This window comes from Shewanella sp. BJSY2023SW001 (assembly GCF_047314685.1).
GTDB classification, from domain to species: Bacteria; Pseudomonadota; Gammaproteobacteria; order Enterobacterales; family Shewanellaceae; genus Shewanella; species Shewanella indica.
Window position 1 is genome coordinate 1 of record NZ_JBKORF010000074.1, and the last position, 2,352, is coordinate 2,352.

Sequence of the window (2,352 nt, forward strand, 5' to 3'; positions counted from 1 at the left end):
ATGAGGACTTGAACCTGACCTATATGCAGGCACGATACTATGATCCGCTGATTGGGCGGTTCTATGCGGATGATCCGGTTGGGTTCAGGGATGTGCATTCGTTTAATCGGTATGCGTATGCCAACAATAATCCGTATAAGTATGTAGATCCGGATGGGGAATTTGCTGTTGTGGCTGTACCTATTGTTGTTGGTATAATTGCTACGGCTGGAATGACACACCAAAGCGGTGGGAAGGTTAAAACTCCAAATATAACTAAGCATGACGCAATCGCTGGTGTTGCGAAAATTGCTGGAGCTAACAACCCCGTAATGGCTGTCGTTTCGATTATATTGACAGCGAAGGAAAAATCTGAAGAGCAAGATACACCTGATGAAGATAAATCCGCTGAAGAAATTCTTGAAGAAAAACGAACAAGAAGACAAGAAACCATAGATGACTATGCTGACGGATATTTGCCTGATGTTCATGATAATCATGGAATAGAAAGAGAAAATAATAAAAAAGAAGATCAAGAAATGCCTAAAAAAGATCCTGAAAGTGATAATAAGTAAATAGATTTAGTTATTTGCAGTAGAGGAGTGAGCTATACTCATCTACTGCAAATTTTAATAAGGAAGATTGTTTTTAAATTAGTGTGAACATAAGTGTTTTTGATTGGAATAGAAAGATAATTTTTATGGTTTTATAATTAACAGAGGGTCTTAGATGTTTTTGAAAAGTGTGGAATTGAAGCGTGAAAAAATTAACAATTGGGATCTATACCCATTTAATATTGCATCAATTTCAAAGCTTCATAAGTTGACATTTACTTCTAATTTAACTTTTCTCGTTGGAGAAAATGGAAGTGGGAAATCAACAATGATTGAGGCTTTAGCTATAGCATTAGGATTCAATAGTGAAGGTGGAACTAAAAATTTCCAATTTTCGACGCGCCAAACTCATTCGGAACTATATCAATATCTTAGACTTTGCTTTAATTTGCAAAAACCACAAGATGGATTTTTTTACAGAGCAGAAAGCTTTTATAACGTCGCTTCCAATATAGATGAATTGAACATGTATGGATTAAAGTCACTGTTACCAAGTTATGGAGGAAGGTCATTGCATGAACAGTCTCATGGGGAGTCTTTCTTGAGTTTAGTGCTTAACAGGTTTTCAGGTAACAGCTTGTTTATTTTAGACGAACCTGAAGCTTCACTGTCACCAACTAGACAGATGACATTCATGGCAACCATTAATCAGCTGATTCAAAAAAATTCACAGTTTATCATAGCCACACATTCCCCAATTCTTCTCTCTTATCCCAATTCTACTATTTATCGAGTATCTGAAGATGGATTTAATCTCATAAACTATGAAGAAACAGATGCCTATCAAATAACACAAGCTTTTTTAAAGAATCCTAATCGTATGTTTAGAGAATTGTTTAAATAAAAAATAAATTTATCGATGACTTAGCTAAATGTTATTGCATTACTTTGAACTAAGTCTTTCGATGTGTTGATGTAAATTTATGCCCTCATCTTTTTCACTTGGGAATGCGGTTTTGTATATTTCTCTAATCTTATTGTATTCAGATTCTCCGCCACTCATTATGTTAAAGCTTACATCTTTTTTACCTACATAATCATGAAGTTCTAAACTATTAAATAATAGAGATTTTGTAGCGTTCAAAAGCTCTTCTTTATACTTCTCTGAAATGCTGTCATCATTCTTTATTTCAGTAATTGCAATATGAAAAACTCTTTCTAATGGCACTGAAAGATTTGCTAATGATTCAAACAATGCACGAATATTAGTCGGATTATTCAAGATTACTACCTATTTGTTGTGTACTTGGGTGAGCTTAACCTAACATATATATTAAAAAGAATGAAGCGCGAATTCAACTCCGAAGTGCACCACTCGCTAAATTAGGCTGCCTTGCGTAATTCATTGAATACCGCAATAGGTTGCCTGAAGCCGAGGCACTTTCTCGGTCTGGCATTTAATGCCCGTTCAATCTCACTAATTTGCCTATCTGTTACCGTCCGCAAATCGGTGCCTTTCCGTATGTATTGCCGCAGCAAACCGTTGAAGTTTTCATTCAGTCCGCGTTCCCAGGACGAATAAGGGTTAGCGAAGTAGACATCCGTTTTAAGCTTTTCTGCGACCTGTTCGTGGTCACAGAACTCGCTGCCGTTGTCCGCAGTGATAGTTCGAACATAACTTCGATATTTCCACAGCATGCCAACCATTGCCCGGGCCACATCGGCTGCGCTTTTCGCTGGCACTTTGCGTATCAGGTACAGCTTACTTTTTCTCTCAACCAGGCTGACAATCGCGCCCGTACCTTGCTTGCCCAGAACC

The 2,352-nt window shown here is 37.4% G+C and carries 4 protein-coding genes; 2 read left to right on the forward strand and 2 right to left on the reverse strand.

Features of this window, described 5'->3' with window-relative positions; translation table 11 throughout:
- On the forward strand, positions 1–554 hold a 554-nt coding region (locus tag ACMHXH_RS16650), incomplete at its 5' end, for an RHS repeat-associated core domain-containing protein (protein ID WP_413738348.1).
- Between the two features lie 154 nt (positions 555–708).
- Entirely contained in the window at positions 709–1,437 is a 729-nt protein-coding gene (locus tag ACMHXH_RS16655; RefSeq protein ID WP_039034853.1) for an AAA family ATPase, read from the forward strand.
- A gap of 39 nt (positions 1,438–1,476) precedes the next feature.
- Here ACMHXH_RS16655 and ACMHXH_RS16660 read toward each other — a convergent pair whose 3' ends face one another.
- Positions 1,477–1,815: a hypothetical protein gene (locus ACMHXH_RS16660; protein ID WP_143078461.1), complete on the reverse strand. Its 339-nt coding sequence runs from the start codon at positions 1,813–1,815 to the stop codon at positions 1,477–1,479.
- Positions 1,816–1,916: 101 nt separating this feature from the next.
- Positions 1,917–2,352, reverse strand: a 436-nt coding sequence (locus ACMHXH_RS16665) for an IS30 family transposase (RefSeq protein WP_413737912.1), incomplete at its 5' end; no start/stop codon positions are given.

Coding starts and splice junctions, on each gene's coding strand:
- ACMHXH_RS16655 (WP_039034853.1), top strand. CDS start 709: ATGTTTTTGAAAAGTGTGGAATTGAAGCGTGAAAAAATTAACAATTGG.